Origin of the sequence: Psychrobacter sp. S4(2024) (assembly GCF_036861305.1) — a bacterium.
Taxonomy (GTDB): Bacteria; Pseudomonadota; Gammaproteobacteria; order Pseudomonadales; family Moraxellaceae; genus Psychrobacter; species Psychrobacter cryohalolentis.
Genome location: NZ_JAZAQR010000003.1, coordinates 382,993 through 400,380, shown reverse-complemented (window position 1 = coordinate 400,380; position 17,388 = coordinate 382,993). Strand labels below are relative to the sequence as shown.

The 17,388-nt window shown below is 42.2% G+C and carries 15 protein-coding genes; 12 read left to right on the top strand and 3 right to left on the bottom strand.

The genetic code is table 11. The features are described 5' to 3' along the window. The first annotated feature begins 501 nt into the window (after window positions 1-501). Window positions 502-672: a hypothetical protein gene (locus VLA57_RS09590; protein WP_156772645.1), complete on the top strand. Its 171-nt coding sequence runs from the start codon at window positions 502-504 to the stop codon at window positions 670-672. Window positions 673-764: 92 nt separating this feature from the next. Here VLA57_RS09590 and VLA57_RS09585 read toward each other — a convergent pair whose 3' ends face one another. From VLA57_RS09585 to VLA57_RS09575, 3 genes are all read right to left on the bottom strand, one after another. Further along, the gene (locus VLA57_RS09585) at window positions 765-1,382 is read right to left on the bottom strand and encodes a flavodoxin family protein (RefSeq protein ID WP_133104204.1); all 618 of its coding nucleotides are present in this window, start codon (window positions 1,380-1,382) and stop codon (window positions 765-767) included. 270 nt (window positions 1,383-1,652) lie between these two features. Further along, entirely contained in the window at window positions 1,653-2,618 is a 966-nt protein-coding gene (locus VLA57_RS09580) for a polyphenol oxidase family protein (RefSeq protein WP_133104203.1), read from the bottom strand. A 52-nt stretch (window positions 2,619-2,670) separates the two neighbouring features. Then, window positions 2,671-3,816 (bottom strand): RluA family pseudouridine synthase, encoded by a 1,146-nt coding sequence (locus VLA57_RS09575; RefSeq protein WP_406626811.1) that lies wholly within the window; start codon window positions 3,814-3,816, stop codon window positions 2,671-2,673. 805 nt (window positions 3,817-4,621) lie between these two features. Here VLA57_RS09575 and VLA57_RS09570 point away from each other — a divergent pair. From VLA57_RS09570 to yfaE, 11 genes are all read left to right on the top strand, one after another. After that, window positions 4,622-5,701, top strand: coding sequence for an outer membrane protein assembly factor BamD (locus VLA57_RS09570; RefSeq protein WP_133104202.1), 1,080 nt, complete (start codon window positions 4,622-4,624; stop codon window positions 5,699-5,701). A 178-nt stretch (window positions 5,702-5,879) separates the two neighbouring features. Then, window positions 5,880-8,030 carry a DNA primase gene (locus tag VLA57_RS09565; RefSeq protein ID WP_133104201.1) on the top strand — a complete coding sequence of 717 codons (2,151 nt, stop codon included), beginning with the start codon at window positions 5,880-5,882 and terminating at the stop codon, window positions 8,028-8,030. A gap of 553 nt (window positions 8,031-8,583) precedes the next feature. After that, window positions 8,584-10,503, top strand: coding sequence for an RNA polymerase sigma factor RpoD (rpoD, locus tag VLA57_RS09560; protein ID WP_133104200.1), 1,920 nt, complete (start codon window positions 8,584-8,586; stop codon window positions 10,501-10,503). A 180-nt stretch (window positions 10,504-10,683) separates the two neighbouring features. Next, window positions 10,684-11,043, top strand: a complete 360-nt coding sequence (locus VLA57_RS09555) for a YbeD family protein (protein ID WP_011513459.1) — start codon at window positions 10,684-10,686, stop codon at window positions 11,041-11,043. Window positions 11,044-11,604: 561 nt separating this feature from the next. Beyond that, complete coding sequence (nrdA, locus tag VLA57_RS09550) at window positions 11,605-13,881, top strand: class 1a ribonucleoside-diphosphate reductase subunit alpha (RefSeq protein WP_133104199.1); 2,277 nt, start codon at window positions 11,605-11,607, stop codon at window positions 13,879-13,881. A 123-nt stretch (window positions 13,882-14,004) separates the two neighbouring features. Beyond that, on the top strand, window positions 14,005-14,538 hold the full coding sequence (locus tag VLA57_RS09545; protein ID WP_133104198.1) for a DUF6680 family protein: 534 nt from the start codon (window positions 14,005-14,007) through the stop codon (window positions 14,536-14,538). Between the two features lie 126 nt (window positions 14,539-14,664). After that, a complete protein-coding gene (locus VLA57_RS09540) occupies window positions 14,665-14,916 on the top strand; it encodes a type II toxin-antitoxin system Phd/YefM family antitoxin (RefSeq protein ID WP_133104197.1) in 252 nt (83 codons plus the stop codon). Continuing rightward, window positions 14,906-15,193, top strand: a complete 288-nt coding sequence (locus VLA57_RS09535) for a type II toxin-antitoxin system RelE family toxin (protein ID WP_055124179.1) — start codon at window positions 14,906-14,908, stop codon at window positions 15,191-15,193. Before VLA57_RS09540 ends, VLA57_RS09535 begins: the two co-directional genes overlap by 11 nt. 76 nt (window positions 15,194-15,269) lie before the next feature. Then, window positions 15,270-15,653, top strand: coding sequence for a hypothetical protein (locus VLA57_RS09530; protein WP_133104196.1), 384 nt, complete (start codon window positions 15,270-15,272; stop codon window positions 15,651-15,653). A 72-nt stretch (window positions 15,654-15,725) separates the two neighbouring features. Then, the gene (gene nrdB, locus VLA57_RS09525; protein WP_020443319.1) at window positions 15,726-16,859 is read left to right on the top strand and encodes a class Ia ribonucleoside-diphosphate reductase subunit beta; all 1,134 of its coding nucleotides are present in this window, start codon (window positions 15,726-15,728) and stop codon (window positions 16,857-16,859) included. A 197-nt stretch (window positions 16,860-17,056) separates the two neighbouring features. Continuing rightward, window positions 17,057-17,323, top strand: a complete 267-nt coding sequence (gene yfaE / locus VLA57_RS09520; protein WP_011513453.1) for a class I ribonucleotide reductase maintenance protein YfaE — start codon at window positions 17,057-17,059, stop codon at window positions 17,321-17,323. Window positions 17,324-17,388 lie beyond the last annotated feature (65 nt).

Below are 17,388 nucleotides of genomic sequence, written 5' to 3'. Positions count from 1 at the left end.
TATTTTTTGCTATTATCAGTACAAGATAAAACTGTAATAAAATATCCATTTATAGATCATTGCTAAAAAATGTCTGTTCACCTTACTACTGTAAGACTATTTCACTTCTATTACTTGGATAGTCACGTATTGCTATCATTTTTTTACAAAACTTAAAAAGATAAATAATTGGATATATTTTTTAATAGACGGTTATACCTTTTTATATTATAAATTTAGGTAAAATAATTAATTCTTTATAAAACAATTAGTAAAGTTATAAAAGCTTGTTTTTATATATTTATAAACATGAATTACTGGTAGATTATTGCTAGATAATGAAGCCACCAGTTCTTCTTACTTTATTATGGCTGTACATAATGGATACATAACGCCCATCCTAAACGCTTCTTACAGAGGGTACTACTTCCATTTATAATGAGATAATATCTTGCACAATCCCGTGCATTGGTTATGATGAGCGCTATTTCACCGTCGCCGATTGCCTTTTGAGATATCATTATGAAGTCATTAACCTTGACCTATATATTCACAGCTGCCTTATTTATGACAGGTTGTCAGTCGTTTCAATTTGTCGAAAGTCCGATTCCTGTCAAAAACGCCCCGAGCAAAAATCTGTTGGTTAAAACTGTCCCAGTTGCAGATATTGCCGTTGAAAATAACGAGCACTAAGATAGATATAAAAAGCTGACAATAAAAAAAGCAGATATAAGTTTGATATCTGCTTTTTGGTATTTACTACTTAATAAATAGCTTTTGAATTCTTATGAGGCGGGCTGATGTTTTATGATGGTTTTTGCCAGATGATCACCAAACCAAATCGCCGTATCTATATCACCCGCGCCTGGTGTTTCTTCAGGTGGACCATCAAGCGACTGGGTCATCAAACCCAAATTACTCGATAAACGGTTTAGATCATGGGGCTCATGTCCGGTCGGTCTAAGTGGCAACCCTATCCAATTCATCCCATGCTGCATGCTATAAAGACAAATCTGCTGTAGTACAGCAAGCTTATCGCCGCTAAGCCCACCTGAGTTGGCAAAACCTGCTGCCCACTTGCCTTGCCATTTGCCATGATACCAACGCTTCGATGTCGCATCCATAAAAGTCTTAAAGCCTGCTGTCACACTGCCCATATATACCGCACTACCAAAAACCAACAGATCTGCTTGATCTAAAAACTCCCAATCGACGTCATTGACATCGACAGCCTTGGCTTGCGCTTCAGGTAGTTGCTGACGAGCGCCCGTCACGATTGCTTCCGCGACACGTTGAGTATGACCGTAGTTACTATGGTAAATAACGGCCATCGATATATTAGATACGCTAAGAGAAGTCTCGTCAGGAGGTAGTACAATAGACGGTGTAACAGATGTATTCATATAAACTCTAATAATGGCTATAAGTAATGAAATAAAAAATAAAAAGGTAAATTAGGCTTATGATTGTTAACGATAAGGAGACGCACTTATTATGTGACAGTTACTCTTTTAAATGATCATGCTTTAGTTACTATAGTCAGTCCTAAATAAAAGAAACCCAAATGTTATAAGGTACTTCTGGGGTTACTTTTTTTTCTTGCTTGCTGTGTCTACGCAGACAGAGGCTGCGAATAATTAACCCCAGTAGTTCTGTACCCTTTTAAAAGTGGATTAGTTATATATAGAAGCACTGCGCGTAATAATCAAGGCCATGCGTCCCGTTGCAGCTTGCTGCAAATGGGTCTGACGTCGATAAGAATAGTAATGCCCGTCAGCATAACTACAAGGGATAGAGGACTCATTGCATACGACAATCCCTACTGCCCGCAATTGATCCGCGGCAATTTTTGGCAAATCTATCTTAATTTTTTCTGCATAGACTGGCGTATTGTTCGATAACTTGTCCGCTGTACTCGCTGCGTCTAACTCTCTAGTACCTGACGCCATCACGTAGCGCTCATTAAAATTACTTATTGCATCTGTCGTCAAAGCGTTATTCGCGATGCAACCTGCCAATAACTTATCTCGGACTTGGCTACCCACTTCGTAATTATCTTGACTGATACAAATGCCTATCCATGCCATAATCTCGCCGCTGTCGCTAAAGCGTTCAGCCGTTGCTTTGATTACGCCGCATGCCAGCCCTTGCCAGCCAGCGTGAATCGCCGCTATCTGCCCAGTTGCTGGCTGATAAAGAACGATCGGTACACAATCAGCCGTCATTATGGCAAGCCCAGTACCATCTTGTTTGCTAACCATAGCATCAGCTGCCATAGGCACCATACTCAGTACTGTAGCATCGGTATCATGTATATGATTACCATGTACTTGATTAACCCAATGTAGCGCTTTGACAGGCACGCTATGACCAGGTAGATTTTGCTGCGCGATCATCTGCTCATTAATCGTAGCAAGCACACGCATCCGATTACTTAATACTACGCTTGCATCATCATTGACATGCAGCCCCAAGTTCAGCTCGCCATAACTTGCTTGCTGTCGTTGATGTGGCTGCTGATTGATTTTAGACCGAGATATATCAATACTTGCATAGTCTATATCAGAAAAAGCAGCCGTTTGAAACACAGCCACATCATCAAGCTGTGCTAGCAATGTCATGGGAAGCGTATTTTTCATGGCATATTTACCGTTTTAATAAAACGTCTTTGTATTACTTATTCGTTATCGCTTATTCTTCATCATAGCCGTCACTTAATACTGCCATTAGCTGCTGCATATCTTCAGGCATTGGTGTAGTGACCTCAACGTCTTCACCAGTCGTTGGATGAACAAAACCCAACGTATAAGCATGGAGTGCTTGACGCGGGAAGTTATTAATCGCTTGACGCTGCGCTTCTGTTAGACCAGCACGTAGCTGACGACGACCGCCATAGACTCTATCACCAACAATAGGATAAGTAATATGACTCAGATGCACACGAATCTGATGCGTACGCCCTGTCTCAAGCCCTATATCCAACAAACAATAGTTACCATTAAGCGCGGTTACATTCAACAGGTGAGTCACAGCTTCGCGTCCTGCCGTCATCACCGTCATTTTGGTACGCTGATTACGGTGGCGTCCAATGGGCGCGTCAATACGGCGATGACGAGATAGACTCGCTGCATCCCCTGCGACCACACATTGGTAATGACGATACACTGATTTGTCCTTTAGCTGCTCCATCAGTGCCAGCTGTGCGGGTTTGGTTTTACCAATCAACAATAGCCCTGAAGTATCTTTATCAATACGGTGTACCAAACCTGCACGCGGCAAATGGTGCTGCTGCGGATAGTGATACAATAGCGCGTTTACCAAAGTGCCTGTTTGATTACCGGCACCTGGATGTACCACCATGCCGACTGGCTTATTGATGACCAATACGTCATCATCTTCATAAACCACGTCGATTGCGATATCTTCTGGCTGATCTTCGCTATGCTGCTCTAAAGTCGTCGACAGATGCAAGATATCGCCAGCTTTAACACGGATCTTAGGTTTTTGTATGCTACCGTTATAGAGCAAGCTGCCATCACTTACCCAGCCTTGTAACTGGACACGTGAAAAATCGGTAAATATTTTTGATGCCAGTTTATCAATACGCAAACCTGCTTCGTCTTCTATGACCGTATGCTTCACGTCAACCACAACAGGCACAGATTGCCCTGCGACCGAGACTTCATTATCGCCATGCTCGTCTTCGTCATTAAGCAGCTCATCATCTGACACGTTATCATCGTCCATATGCTCGTCAAATTGCTCATTGATGGTTAATAATTCATTGGGTATCGTGGATTCTGGCACAGGTGAACCTTGCGTTGATAAGTCTGTCATTGATGAATCTTCAGTGGATTGGTTCGCGGGTAAATTGGTAGTCATAGCATCATGTATTCATAGCAGATTTATATATGGTAAAGCCTCTGACAATGTTCAGTCGGAGTACTTCATAAGAAAACAGATTGGCACTTATAGACCATAAATAATAATCGTGGTCAAAAAATGGTCATAATATGGCTCTAGTGTAACATGCTGAGCGTTTAAGCCCTATAGAAGCTGCGTGTTATCTGGGATATTTATAGCACTCATTAGCTCTCTAAAATATAACATGGCTGTAATTTACTGTATATTTGTCACTGTCAGCACTATTGAACATCGCCCGTTGCAACCGCTCATGCTAAACTAGCGGGCATGAATCCTGATAAGTGTGGCGATTCAAACGTTGTACTATATTAGTGGAATGTACTTAAGGTATCACTGAATAAAAATGCATTATAGAATAAGCCAGCGGTGCGCCTAACTACAAAATAGCTCATGAAAAAATAGACGCAGCAAATGTTATTCTATAAAGTAAGCCATGTTTTGCTGTATGCTATGGCACTGTGTCGTTATTGTAGCTCTTTTATAAAAGCCTTACATGTGATGCACGCCTTATTGCGTAACATGTTTACAGAGTAAATTTTTAATAAATTAATAACTATGTTTTTTAATGAGCATGTTTTTATAATAATACGCATGCTTAGTGATTGGCATGTAAAATGATAGACCATTATTGATGCACCAAGCATCGTTTTTTATCATCAATCTACTAAATAGTATGATAGCGTCGCTGCTATTATACGTCTTGTGTCGGAGAAGAAGTATGCAAGCTGTTGGCAATACGTTTATCAAACTGTCCTCAATCACTTTACTTGCCCTAAGTGTCAACTTAGTGGGTTGTCAAACCTTTAAAAACCTCACCGGCGGTAAAGACGTGGATGCAGTAGTCACTGCTGAGAAGTCAGAGCAAGCGTACTATAATGACGCGATTGCTCAGATTGATAAAGGTCGCTATACCCAAGCGATCGAAGATTTAACCAACTTGCGTACTTTTTATCCGACTGGACAATATGCCGAGCAATCTTTGCTCGATATGATGTATGCACAATATGCCAGTGGTAAATATGAAACTGCAGCTGCCAGTGCTGAGCAGTTCATTCGTCTGTACCCGTCTAACCCGCAAGTGAGCTACGCTTACTATGTGCGCGGCGTTGCCAATATGCAAGGCTCGTCTGAAGGTTTGAAACTGTTTAAGCTCAATCAAGCAGAGCGCGATACTGCTTACTACCGTATTGCTTTCGCCAATTTCCAAGAGCTGTTGAACAAATATCCAAACAGTCCTTACGCACCTGATGCCGCTCAGCGCATGACTTTTATTTATAATCAGTTTGCTGAAAGTGAGATGAGCGCTGCTAATTGGTATATTGAGCGTGAAGCTTATGTGGCTGCTGTCAATCGTGCCAAATGGGTCTTTCAATATTATCCACTCAGCGAATCTGTGCCAGATGCGATTGCCGTCCTTGCTTATAGCCATGAAAAATTAGGTCTAACTGATTTAGCAAACGAGTATAAAACTTTATTGCAAATTAACTATCCAAACATGCTAAGTGCTGATGGACGTGTGAAGCTCAATACCAAACGTGAGCGTTCTCTAGTGAACAAATTAACTTTTGGACAGCTGAGTCGTTTTGATAAAGACACTTCAGTTTCCACTGCCAACTATAGCGGTGCGACCAAAACTCAAGTCATTCGCAATGCCACTCAACTGAGATTGCCAAGCGACAATGCTGCAAATACAGCAGCCCCAAGCAGCACTTCTCCGCTGCGTCTGACTGATGACAATCGTCGTGTACGCTTAGGGGCGGTTGAAAATGACAGCATCGATATGACCGATAGCAATTAATCGTATTTTGGTATAATTGATTAACAGCGTTTATGCGCTTTAATCAATAACGCTGTCATGGCGTGAGACGTCAACTAAAAATAAGGTCAACGATACGGTTGGCCTTATTTTTTCTGTTTTGGTTTTTGCATTATTTTGAGCATCAACAATATTGCACCTATGGTAAACTGTTTTTCGCATGAGTATCCCAAATCACATTCTTGAACAATTAAATAGCCAAGCTGATTTAGTCAGTATCATTGGGCGTCATACTACGCTTAAACGTGCTGGTAGTGAGTTTAAAGGCTGCTGCCCTTTTCATGGTGAAAAGTCGCCGTCTTTTTATGTCAATCCACAAAAAAACATCTATCACTGCTTTGGCTGTAGCGTCGGTGGCAATGCCATCAGTTTTTTACGTGATTATGAAAACCTCACCTTTATCGAAGCGGTCAATGAGCTGTCAAAACAGACGGGCATTGAAGTCCCAAAAGAAGAACAGCAAAACGTCAGCTATCAGCGTGCCCCTATTAAATATAAAGCTAAGCCAAAATCTGCTGTTAAGCCAGCAACATTGGCAACGCATCTGCGAAAAAATGATAGTCAGCCAGTAACCAATAATCAGTCAGCCATAATCATACCAGCTGATGATACGCAGCCGCCAATTTATGATGACCACCATAGTTATGACAATTACCCACCGTTAGATACTTACGATGCCGTCCCTTATGTAATGGATGGTTATGAGGCTCATTATCAAGATGACAATGGCTATTCGCCTGCATGGTTAACCGGCGATGATAATACTGCTCTCTACAATGATAATAGTATCTCTGATAAAGATGGCAACTTATATGAGCTGCTAGAGCAGATACAGCAGTTTTATCAACATAATCTCAGTATTCACCCTCATGCTAAGCATTACTTCTTATCGCGCGGTATTAGCGATGAAATCTTCGAAACTTTTGGCTTGGGCTACGCGCCTTTTGGTTGGCAACATCTTGAGCATCAATTTCCACAAGATATCGAAGGTCTCAAAGCGCTTGGCTTAGTGCGGCGCTCAGAATCTGGACGCGATTATGACCTACTTCGTGATCGGGTTATTTTCCCTATTCGAGACAATCAAGGGCGTACCATTGGTTTTGGTGGTCGTGCGCTTGATGATGAGGTAAAGCCCAAATATATCAACTCCTCAGACTCGCCCGTCTTTCATAAGCAGCATGTACTCTATGGCTATTATGAGTCACGCCAAAAACGTGCAAATGACTGGCTAGTGGTTGAAGGCTATATGGATGTGATTGCCCTATATCAAGTCGGTATTTATGGGGCCATTGCGTCGATGGGCACGGCAATTAATGAGAGTCAAATCTCACGTCTATTAACGCTAAATCCAACATTAACCTTAAGTTTTGATGGTGATAGCGCCGGACAAAAAGCCGCTTGGCGTACGCTTGAAGTGGCGCTACCGGTGCTCAGTGATGAAAAAGAGCTGCGTTTTTTGACGCTGCCCAACAATCATGACCCTGATACCTTTATCAAAAGTCAGGGCGCGGATGCCATGCGTGAGCAGATCACCAACGCCATGCCGCTATCACAGTATATCTTTGCCTATCTAAGTGAGCGTCATGATTTGACCTTGGTTGAAGGCAAAGCCAAGCTCATGTCACAAGTACGCGCCTTGACTACTGCCTTACCAAAAGGCAGTAGCTTCCGCTACCTGCTCAATAATGACATTTATCAAAAGCTTGGCGGCAAACGTAGTCAAAACATCGAAGCCAAAGATGCCCTGCTGGATTTTGATGGTGAGATGACCATCAGTCAGCAGCTTCAACTGTGCTTTGTCTTCCAGCCGCGTGCCTTGATTGATGATCCTATCGAAGCCATTTGGCAACAAGCCGGTATTAATGACTTACACCTGCCCGCTCATCTTAAACAAAAAGCCTCGGCTGATGTATTACGCCCGCTGGCTTGGGAAGATATGCAGGACACGACATTACTTGATGTCGTCAGCACTATTAAGCGCTGCCTGAAATATTTGCCAAAAGATGCCAATGCGGCGGCGCACTTTATTCTCTCTAACGTCAAACCCTTGACCCAAGAGACGCTTAGTCGTGATTGGAGTAGCTTCTATAAAGCCCTGACCAGTCGTAATATCTTGAGCCTCGATGGTTTGGTCGAAGAGTTGGTCAGCCAACTGATTGAACGCCATATGAAGAAGAAAACACAAGATTTAATTAAGAATCCTGACAATATAAAACTGGCGATTGTCCGCAAACAATCCCAGTTATTAAATGACTGGTTACGTGCACAGCAAGCAGAGCAATCAGCACAAATGGCGACGGTTAAATCTTAATATGATAATTAGATTTTATTTATAAAACAGCTGCCCTTTAAAAGGGTCGACATTGTCCCCACTATTAATGATTATGCACTGTTGTCTTATCTTATTAAAACTGCCTGTTATTAAAACTATGTTTAACATGGAATAGCTGGTAAATAATCAGTAAAAAACAGTTGGTAGATATCACTACCTCGTGCTTGATTACACTGGTCTGTGTTAAACTATGTCGCTAACTATTTATAGCATGGCTTAATGAATAACGACAAAATGATGATACGCCCGTATGATTGAGCACAGTTTTAGGTATAAATTTTTAAATGTTATCGTTAAAGCGTATTTTAAAATATTTATTTTTAGGTATTAGCCTTTTGAAAATTTTTGAGCGTTAGCGGTTTTATAACATTGTAATTGTAGTATTTTGAGCCTTTATTCATATCCACTCATTTTTGATATTATTGACTACCTTTACGCCATATTTTGATCAATCGATTGATAAGATCAACGCACTCAGCGAGCGATAGCCAGTCACAATATAAAAATGTCCGATGCAAGTAAGCGAGTATTTATGAACGATAAGTCAGTTTCTAAGTCCACATCTCAACTGGCCACCTTAATCCAAATGGGTAAAGAGCAAGGGTATTTAACCTATGCTGAGGTGAATGACCAACTGCCCGACTCTATTACCGAAAGCGATCAGATCGAAGATATTGTACAAATGCTAACCGACGTTGGCATCAAAATCTTTGAATCTGCGCCTGATGCCGATGACATCTTGATGAACGATGATTCAAGTGATGATGACATGGCAGCGGATGAGGCAGCAGCGGTACTAGCTTCTGTTGAGACCGAACCTGGTCGCACCACTGACCCTGTGCGTATGTATATGCGTGAGATGGGTACGGTTGATCTATTAACGCGCGAAGGCGAGATTGCCATTGCCAAGCGTATCGAAGAAGGTATTCGTGACGTACAGCATGCCATGTCTTACTGGCCGGGTACGGTACAATTCGTCCTTGACGAGTACCAAAAAGTCCAAGATGGCGAAAAAAAGCTTTCTGACGTTATCACTGGTTTCTTAGACCCTGAAACCGAAGAAGACAAAATCGCTGCTCAAGAAGCCAAAGAAGCGGCGAAGGAAGAACGCGAGCGCATCAAAGAAGAAAAAGAAAACCCGCCGATCATCAAAGAAAAAGCCAAAGTAAAATCTGGGCTTGATGATGACGAGGAGGACGACGAGGAAGTGGAAGAGGACGCTGAAGAAGAAACCAGCGGTATCGATCCAGAAGAAGTGCGCCTGCGTCTAGAAGAGATCGAGCATCTATTTATTAAAGCCAAGCAAGCCTTACTTGATTATGGTCGTGGTAGTGCACAAGCCAATGAAGCTTATGAGCAGCTGGCTAGCCGCTTTATGATGCTAAAGCTGAATAACCGTCTATCTGATCAAGTCATGGCTATTATGCATGATGTCTATGATGACGTGCGTAAGCATGAGCGTCAAATCATGCGCTTGGTGATTCGCCGTGGTCGTATGCCGCGCGAAGAGTTCCGTAAGACTTTTCCAAGTAATGAAACCAACGTTGATTGGTTGATTGAGCGTATTAAAGGTAAGCCTGCTTTTGCTGCCACGTTAGAGAAAGTCGCCGACGATGTTATCTTGTTACAACGTGCTATCCGTGATTACGAGCATAAGCTTGAGATGGAAATCCACGACATGAAAGATGTGGCGCGCCGTATGGCTATTGGTGAAGCCAAAGCCCGCCGTGCTAAGAAAGAGATGGTTGAGGCTAACTTACGTCTGGTTATCTCTATCGCTAAGAAGTATACCAACCGTGGCCTACAGTTCTTGGATCTGATTCAAGAAGGTAACATTGGTCTGATGAAAGCGGTTGATAAATTTGAATATCGCCGTGGTTATAAATTCTCGACCTATGCCACTTGGTGGATTCGTCAGGCGATTACCCGCTCTATCGCTGACCAAGCACGTACCATCCGTATCCCTGTGCATATGATTGAGACGATCAACAAGATCAACCGTGTCTCACGTCAGTTACTACAAGAAATGGGACGTGAGCCAACGCCTGAGGAATTAGGCGAACGCTTAGAGATGGACGAAGTCAAAGTCCGTAAAGTGCTTAAGATTGCCAAAGAGCCTATCTCTATGGAAACCCCGATCGGTGATGATGAAGACTCACACCTAGGTGATTTCATCGAAGATGGTACGATCTCAAGCCCTGTTGACGATGCGACGGCTGCTGGTCTACGTGAAGCGACACGTGATGTATTAGGCAACTTGACTGAGCGTGAAGCACGCGTGCTCAAAATGCGTTTTGGTATCGATATGCCGACCGACCATACTTTGGAAGAAGTTGGTAAGCAGTTTGACGTAACACGTGAGCGTATTCGTCAGATTGAAGCAAAGGCATTGCGTAAATTACGTCATCCATCACGCTCTGAGCATCTGCGCTCTTTCCTTGAAAATGACTGATAAGCCCCCTATAAAGACAGTAGCTTTTTAGCATACTGTCCTTATATATCGCAGAATATATATAAACCTAAAAGCTGAGCGCGTCTCAGCTTTTTTGTGGTTAATCGATAGTCGTTTGTTAAAATACCAGCCAATTTTAAGACTCAAGCCCCATTATAAAATAGCACTAAGGACTCACCCATGAGCGATAATCAACAAAATCCTAAAAAAGATGTCAACGTCTCTCAAATATCGTTAGGCAATGACAAAATTAAAGGCAAAAAAACCGACATTCAAAATCCTGAGTTGTGGGATTTTCCGATGAATTACCCGATGAGTATTATCGGTAATGAAGGTGAACATGAGACTTTGTTGAACGAAGTCAAACTCATTTTAGGCAGCCAGTTTCCTGATTTTGACTTAGCGTCTATGCAAGTCAAACCCTCAAAAACAGGACGCTTTCATTCTATACGGGTGAACTTATACTTAACGACTGCTGAGCAAGTCAATACCCTATATGCGTCTCTTGATGCGGCTAAGACCGTACGCATTGTGATGTAACTTATGATAGGGTTGACAGTCTCTTGCTGCCCTCTATCAAATCCTACTCTTATGGGCGTAAATTCACTGAAGATAATGACAATCGTCACTCATTTGGGTGGCGATTTTTTGTGGTTTGATGTACAATCTGCGCCCGCATTATTATTGCCGTGACTGCTTTTATTGGTCAACAATTTACGAGCAAATAAAAAGCAAAGAGTGATTAGATTTTTACAAAAAATTTATTATTAAACTCATTTGCGTCTAACCCTTATGCCATCGTCCTTTGCCCAAATTCGGACAACGTATAAGCCCTCAGCAACATAGTTTGCCGCTAAAATCAATATAGCATTTTCAAAATTTTCCCGCTATATTGTGTCCACCTATTAACAAACACGCTATATGTAGTGCTCAGTGATTTTAACCATCACCATGAGCCGTGGCTAGCTTTTGCCTCAAAAAACACTCTATCATGAGCATATATATCGCGTTATAAAGCATGCTTGGCGTCCTTACACCGCGCGGCATCACTAATAAGTCATTCAGTAAATAACTATCAAGCAATCAACTTACGAGGTCAGCATGACACATATCGATAAAATCCAAGTAACCAAACGTGATGGACGTTTAGAGCCTATCGAGTTAGATAAAATTCACAAGGTAATCGAGTGGGCAGCTCACGGTTTAGATAATGTGTCGGTGTCACAAGTGGAGCTAAAATCACACATTCAGTTTTATGAAGGCATCAAAACTCGCGATATTCATGAAACCATCATCAAGTCAGCTGCTGACCTTATCTCTGAGACGACGCCTGATTATCAATATCTAGCGGCTCGTTTGGCTATTTTCCATCTGCGTAAGATTGCTTACAATAGATTCACGCCGCCACATCTATTCGATCACGTTACAACCCTAACTGATGCTGGTAAATATGATGAGCATATCCTAGCTGACTATAGCCGTGCTGAATTTGACGAGTTAGAAGAATATCTGGATCACTGGCGCGATATGAATCTTGCCTATGCCGCTGTTGAGCAAATGGCAGGCAAATACCTCGTCCAAGATCGCGTGAGCAAAACCGTCTTTGAAAGCCCGCAGTTCTTGTACATGCTGGTTGGTATGTGCTTGTTTAGCCGTTACGAAAAATCAGAGCGCATGAACTATGTGAAGCGTTTCTATGATGCGACTTCAGAATTCAAAATCTCACTACCAACGCCTATCATGTCTGGTGTGCGTACGCCATCGCGCCAGTTTAGCTCGTGCGTATTGATCGAATGTGGTGACAGCCTAGACTCAATCAACGCCACCACTAGCGCCATCGTACGCTACGTGTCACAGCGCGCTGGTATCGGCATCAACGCGGGTCGTATCCGCGCCCTTGGTAGCCCTATCCGTGGCGGCGAAGCACAGCACACTGGCTGTATCCCATTCTATAAACTGTTCCAGACCGCTGTTAAATGCTGCTCACAAGGTGGCGTGCGTGGCGGTGCAGCGACTCTATTTTACCCACTATGGCATTTAGAAGTTGAGTCATTACTAGTACTCAAAAACAACCGCGGCGTCGAAGACAACCGTGTCCGTCATATGGATTACGGTGTACAGTTGAACAAAACAATGTACACGCGCCTCATCAAAGGTCAAGACATCTCGCTATTCTCTCCAGGCGACACTCCAGGCTTATATGATGCGTTCTTTGAAGATCAAGACAAATTCGAAGAGCTATATACCAAGTACGAGAACGACCCTGCTATTCGTAGCCGTCAAATCCCAGCAGCAGATTTATTTAGCTTGATGATGCAAGAGCGTGCCAGTACTGGTCGTATCTACATCCAAAACGTCGATCATTGCAACACGCATAGCCCATTTGACGCGACGGTTGCCCCTATTCGCCAGTCAAACCTATGTATGGAAATCGCTCTACCGACTAAGCCACTTAATAACATCAATGACGAAGAAGGCGAAATCGCGCTTTGTACGCTATCAGCGGTCAACTTGGGTAAAGTCGAAAACGTCAGTGACATCGAAGAGCCAGCCGAGCTAATCGTCCGTGCACTTGATGCCCTGCTCGACTATCAAGACTATCCAGTAAAAGCCGCTCAAAACGGCAGCATGCGTCGCCGTACGCTAGGTGTGGGCGTGATTAACTATGCTTATTATCTTGCTAAAAATGGCGTGCGCTATTCAGATGACAGCGCGCTTGGTCTAACGCATCAAACGTTTGAAGCGTTGCAATTCTATCTCTTGAAAGCGTCAAACAAATTGGCAAAAGAGCAAGGCGCTTGTCCTGCGTTCAATGAGACCACGTACTCGCAAGGTATCTTGCCGATTGATACGTACAAAAAAGATTTGGATAAAATCTGCCAAGAGCCGCTACATCTCGATTGGGAAACGCTACGTGGCGAGATCACTGAGCATGGTCTACGCAACTCTACCCTAACCGCTTTGATGCCGTCTGAGACCTCTAGTCAGATCGCCAACGCGACCAACGGTATCGAGCCACCACGCGGTCTGGTCTCTATCAAAGCGTCAAAAGACGGCATCTTGAAGCAAGTCGTACCTGAGATTGATAAGCTAAAAAATCAGTATGAGCTACTATGGCAAATGCCAAACAATGACGGTTACCTAAAGCTGGTCGCTGTCATGCAAAAATTCGTTGATCAAAGTATCTCTGCCAATACCAACTACGATCCCGTTCGTTATGAAGGTGGTCGTGTACCAATGAAGATATTGTTAAAAGATCTGCTAAACGCTTATAAGCTTGGCGTGAAGACGTTGTACTACCATAACACTCGTGATGGTGCGAACGACGCCCAAGCGGATATGGAAGATGATTGTGCAGGCGGTGCATGTAAGATTTAGGTTTGATGAATGGCGGGTTTGGCTGTTGAGGCTGAGTCCGCTGTTTGTGGTTATCTATCTAACATAGCTACATGTTTATTGAAAAATACTATTAACTATTTCTTTAAATAGAGAGGAAAATATATGGATATTACAGATATCATTATGATATTTGCTGTTTTTCTCGGTCCTATATTTGCAGTACAAATTCAAAAGTATATTGAAATCAAACGAGAATCTAGGAATCGGAAGCTATATATATTCCATACTTTAATGTCAACTCGTGCTACAACTCTAAGCCAGAATCATGTAACTGCTTTGAACATGATTGATATAGATTTCTATAGTAATAAAAAAGTAATAGATGCGTGGAGAATTTATTACGACCATTTAAACATCCAATCATCAAACGAAAGCATCATTGCTTGGAACGAAAAATGTGTAGAATTGTTAGTAGAGTTACTCTATGCCATGGCTCAATATCTTGATTATGATTTTGATAAAGTTCAATTAAAAAGAGGTTGTTATCGACCTATGGGTCATGACGATCTTGAATCTGACCAACGAAAAATACTGAAAGGATTGACTTCAATTTTAGATGGTGAGAATGCAATTCCTATAACCTTTAGAAGTGAGCATAATTTAGATAAAGCTTACGAAGCACAAAACTTTAAATAACTCGTTGGCCTTATGCCTCGACACCAACCTACTTACAACTTTAAAATTCAAAATAACAATTAAGACCTAATTTTCGTGCTAATATTGTCTCTATATTTAGAGCGCAATGTTAGCGGAGAATGAATCATGCAACCAATATTTACAACACAAACAGCCAGTATCTCAGAACTAAAAGCCAACCCGTCGGCATTGATTAAACAATCAGATGGTGAGTCCATTGCTATTTTAAACCACAATAAACCCGTGGCTTATCTAGTTTCGACAGATGTTTTCGAGCGCATGATGGAAGCCATGGAAGATATGGCATTAAGCCAAACCGTTAGCGCACGGATGAATGACGGACAAATACCGATAAAGGTAACGTTGGATGACTTATAATCTTGAGTTTCACCCTTTGGCATTAAAAGAGTGGAAAAAGATAGCGCCAAATATTCAACAGCAGTTTAAGAAAAAATTACAGCAGCGATTGTCAAACCCTCATGTGCCTGCGTCAAAACTATCGGGACATACGGATACTTATAAAATCAAATTACGCACCGTAGGCTATCGTCTGGTATATACCGTAAAAGATGATGTGGTGGTAGTTTATGTATTAGCAGTAGGCAAAAGAGAAAACAACAAAGTGTATGACAGTCTTGCGACGCGCCAGCCATGATGAAAGTTGAGACAGTCATTATAAGAGGCATCAAGCGCTATAACCGCAACACACAAATAGCAATAATGGAGGTCATGTGCAATATACCGCAATCATCAAAGACGGTGGTTTGTTTATCCCAAACGTATTTTCAGACCTAAACGATGGTGGCTCGCATATCGTACAAGTAGAAGTCGACATCGCAGACGTCCGTGAGCAATTAGGCGAAGGCACAGCAGCAAAACCAGAAGCATTGAAGAAAGTCGCCACAAAAGTATTGAAAAAACCAGTAAAGAGAGCGGCTAAAAAAGACGTACAGAAAGAAATGCAGCAACTATCAGATGATGATGGCTTGAGTGCGCTGCGTAAGAGTGCGATCGATGAATTGGAAGGTTTGGACGATAGCGAGCTGAGTGAGATGTTTAAAGCATATATGAATGATGGACAGATGCCAGAACAGATATCTTTAGAGCACTTGTAATATAATCCAATCAAACCAAATCTAGTCAAAACCCTATAAATTAATAACCATATCAATGATAAAGGCAGTCCCATGACTTATTCGATTTTTTCCCAAACGCCAAACAATGCGCTAACAGAGCCGATGTTTTTTGGTAATCCGGTCAACGTGGCGCGTTACGACCAACAAAAGCACCCTATCTTTGAGCAATTGATTGAAAAGCAGCTGTCGTTCTTTTGGCGTCCAGAAGAAGTCGATGTATCACGTGATCGTATGGATTACGGCAATTTGTCCTCACACGAGCAGCATATCTTTATCAGCAACCTAAAGTATCAAACGCTACTCGACTCTATCCAAGGTCGTAGCCCAAACGTCGTGCTACTGCCATTGGTATCGATTCCTGAGCTTGAGACGTGGATTGAGACGTGGACATTTTCTGAGACCATTCACTCACGCAGCTATACCCATATCATTCGTAATATTATCAATGACCCTGCTATCGTCTTTGATGACATCATGCAGAACGAGCATATCCTAGGGCGCGCGGCGGACATCGCCAAGTACTATGATGATTTGTATTACAGCTCATCGCTATATAACCTATACGGTGCAGGCACGCATACGATCAATGGTAAGCAAATTACCATCGATTTAAAATCATTGAAAAAGCAGCTTTATTTGTGCTTGATGGCAGTCAATGTCCTAGAAGCCATTCGCTTCTATGTGTCGTTTGCTTGCTCATTTGCCTTTGCTGAGCGTAAGCTAATGGAAGGTAATGCCAAGATTATTAAATTGATCGCTCGTGATGAGGCGCTACATTTAACGGGTACTCAGCATATCCTTAACCTCATGCGCATCGGTCGTGATGATCCAGAGATGGTCGATATTGCCAAAGAATGCTATGAAGAAAGCATCGAGATATTCCGTAAAGCGGCTGAGCAAGAAAAAGAATGGGCAGGCTATCTGTTCAAAGACGGTTCAATGATTGGGCTGAATAAAGACATTCTGTGTCAATACATCGAATACATCACCAATTTACGTATGGAGGCGGTTGGCTTGCCAGTGGCATTCCCGAACTCTAAATCAAATCCGATTCCGTGGATTAACACGTGGTTGTCGTCTGACAACGTACAAGTTGCCCCGCAAGAGACTGAAATCAGCTCGTACTTGGTTGGTCAGATTGACTCAGATTTATCAGACAGCGATTTTGATGATTTTGAGTTATAGAAGATAGTTTTTCAAGATTGAGCTTTTAATATAGTCGATTCATCATAGAATAAGTGTAGTGCTGCTGGGATAAGTTTTGCGCAGCCTATGTCTACGTAGGCGCAGCAAGCAAGTAAAATTTATCCCAGTAGCACGTTATAATAATTGTACTTATTTTATTTAGGATTGACCATATTATAAAAAGATAGGATAAAACTATGACTTGGGTAATGACGAGTAAGAAGCAATTTTACTTGCACGATGACGAAAGCTTGCTTGATGGATTGCTACGCACCGGACATGATATCAATTATCAATGTAAGGAAGGTTATTGTGGCAGCTGCCGCATCAAGCGCATCGCCAGCTCACATGTTATCGATTATCCTTTTGAGCCCTTAGCCATGATTGAAAAAGATGAAATCCTACCCTGCTGCTGTAGAGTACAAGGCGTGATTTATGTCAATCATGAGCTGATAGAAAAGTAGCTGCTAAATCAATAAATTACTAACTATTCGATCAATCAAAACTTATTAAAAAAGCGCGCTATCTT

What these genes read in the sequence shown, in the direction of transcription:
- VLA57_RS09535 (WP_055124179.1), top strand. Translation starts at nt 14,906, where the DNA reads ATGACTTATAATCTTGAGTTTCACCCTTTGGCATTAAAAGAGTGGAAA.
- VLA57_RS09540 (WP_133104197.1), top strand. Translation starts at nt 14,665, where the DNA reads ATGCAACCAATATTTACAACACAAACAGCCAGTATCTCAGAACTAAAA.
- nrdA (WP_133104199.1), top strand. Translation starts at nt 11,605, where the DNA reads ATGACACATATCGATAAAATCCAAGTAACCAAACGTGATGGACGTTTA.
- VLA57_RS09545 (WP_133104198.1), top strand. Translation starts at nt 14,005, where the DNA reads ATGGATATTACAGATATCATTATGATATTTGCTGTTTTTCTCGGTCCT.
- VLA57_RS09565 (WP_133104201.1), top strand. Translation starts at nt 5,880, where the DNA reads ATGAGTATCCCAAATCACATTCTTGAACAATTAAATAGCCAAGCTGAT.
- VLA57_RS09555 (WP_011513459.1), top strand. Translation starts at nt 10,684, where the DNA reads ATGAGCGATAATCAACAAAATCCTAAAAAAGATGTCAACGTCTCTCAA.
- rpoD (WP_133104200.1), top strand. Translation starts at nt 8,584, where the DNA reads ATGAACGATAAGTCAGTTTCTAAGTCCACATCTCAACTGGCCACCTTA.
- VLA57_RS09570 (WP_133104202.1), top strand. Translation starts at nt 4,622, where the DNA reads ATGCAAGCTGTTGGCAATACGTTTATCAAACTGTCCTCAATCACTTTA.
- nrdB (WP_020443319.1), top strand. Translation starts at nt 15,726, where the DNA reads ATGACTTATTCGATTTTTTCCCAAACGCCAAACAATGCGCTAACAGAG.
- VLA57_RS09585 (WP_133104204.1), bottom strand. Translation starts at nt 1,382, where the DNA reads ATGAATACATCTGTTACACCGTCTATTGTACTACCTCCTGACGAGACT.
- VLA57_RS09590 (WP_156772645.1), top strand. Translation starts at nt 502, where the DNA reads ATGAAGTCATTAACCTTGACCTATATATTCACAGCTGCCTTATTTATG.
- VLA57_RS09575 (WP_406626811.1), bottom strand. Translation starts at nt 3,816, where the DNA reads ATGACAGACTTATCAACGCAAGGTTCACCTGTGCCAGAATCCACGATA.
- VLA57_RS09580 (WP_133104203.1), bottom strand. Translation starts at nt 2,618, where the DNA reads ATGAAAAATACGCTTCCCATGACATTGCTAGCACAGCTTGATGATGTG.
- yfaE (WP_011513453.1), top strand. Translation starts at nt 17,057, where the DNA reads ATGACTTGGGTAATGACGAGTAAGAAGCAATTTTACTTGCACGATGAC.